Source organism: Aeoliella straminimaris, assembly GCF_024054565.1.
Classification (GTDB): Bacteria; Planctomycetota; Planctomycetia; order Pirellulales; family Lacipirellulaceae; genus Aeoliella; species Aeoliella straminimaris.
In genome coordinates this window covers 1-1479 of record NZ_JAMXLR010000097.1, presented here as the reverse complement: position 1 = coordinate 1479, position 1479 = coordinate 1, and the positions used below count along the sequence as shown (strand labels likewise).

Sequence of the window (1479 nt, the reverse complement as noted above, 5' to 3'; positions counted from 1 at the left end):
TCCCACGGATCGGGCTTGATCAAGCTGCCCCAGCTCAGATTGCCATGCCCCATTGGCAGCGGCGACCTTGGCTGTTGATGGCAAGTACAAGCTGTTGTGTGAGCCAATCGATTAGCGCAGGCGCAATGGCCCGGAGAAGTTTGCGTAGATTCGCCCCGGCAGCGGCCAGGATCACGTTCATCGCGTCCCCTGCCAGCCCCTTGAGATAGCAGCGTCCTAGGCGGTGATCGCTTTTCAGATGACCAATCTTCGGCTCCACAGCGCTGCGTCGCTTGCGACGCCGCTTCTCACTGCGAGTGAGTTTTTTCTTGCTGCTGCCAGCAACGTGAACCGACGCTTCGCCCTGGTAGTCGTGGCCCCGATAGCCTTTGTCGACGTAGGCGTCTGTGACCGGTACGCCGGTCGTTCGTTGCACCGTTTGGATCGCCGAGGCAAGCGTGTGCCCGTCGTACGGTGCGCCCTTACACAACTCGACGCCAACCACCCAGTTGCTCTGGTTCGAAGTGGTGACCGTCACCTTCTGGCCAAACTCGTACCGCTGGCGGGCCTTCCCTTTGCTCAAACACTTCACCTCCGGTTCGTGCAGACTGTAGAGCTTGTTCTTGTCGGTGGGCTGCTGAGCGTGCAATCGCTCGCTGAGTGAAAGCAGCATTTGGAGCTTCTCATCCGGTTCTGGCAGTTTGCGACGCACGTCCCGAATCACCCGACCCAGCCAGGTGCGCAGCCGCTTGAGTTCCCGACGCATTCGCTTGAACTGCTTGGCGTGGGCGTAACGGCCTGCCATGATCGATGCCTTCTTCGCCACGCGCACGTACGTCTGGCGGAGTTTTACGTGACGCTTCTTCGCGGCTTGGCCCAGTTTGACGATCGCCCGGTAAAACAGCTTCGAATCGGTCGGGTACGTGATGTGCTTCTCCTCCACCGTCGTATCGACGTTCACCCGCGAGAGTTCTTGCTCGCTAGCGTGGTTCTCTCGCAACGCGATGGCGAGCGTCTCGCTCAGCAGCAGTTCCAGCCGCTCGGCGCCGACCCGCTGACGCCACTTGGTAAGCGACGTGGGATGCAGCGGTGGCTCGTGCTGCATCGTCTCGAAGCCGCAGAAGTACTGCCAGTACGGGTTCTCCAGCCAGCGATCGATGAGCGATTCGTCCGATTCGTTGAACGTGTGCTTGAGATAATGCAGCCCTACCAGCAGACGCACCGACTTGGCGGGGGCCCCTTGGTCGGGGCTGTAGCAGTCGGCAAACGCCACATCGAAGCGATTCCAGTCGATCTTGTCGGCCAGCACAAACAGCGGGTGATCGTGATTGAGGAGCTGCTGGAACTGTGCCTGAAAAAGCTGCAGTTGGCTCGATTCCGGCCGCGACTTGGGCTTCATGAAGACGACTCAAATTGCAAGGTTCTAGTGAACTCAAAACCGAAAGCCTGCAATCTAAACCTGACTACGCAATGCGAAAAGACCTATCCACGAGAAGAAAA

The 1479-nt window shown here is 59.0% G+C and carries 1 protein-coding gene; it reads right to left on the bottom strand.

Annotation, left to right across the window (positions count from 1 at the left end):
- Positions 1–34: 34 nt before the first annotated feature.
- A complete protein-coding gene (locus NG895_RS30110) occupies positions 35–1378 on the bottom strand; it encodes an IS5 family transposase (protein ID WP_252856283.1) in 1344 nt (447 codons plus the stop codon).
- Positions 1379–1479 lie beyond the last annotated feature (101 nt).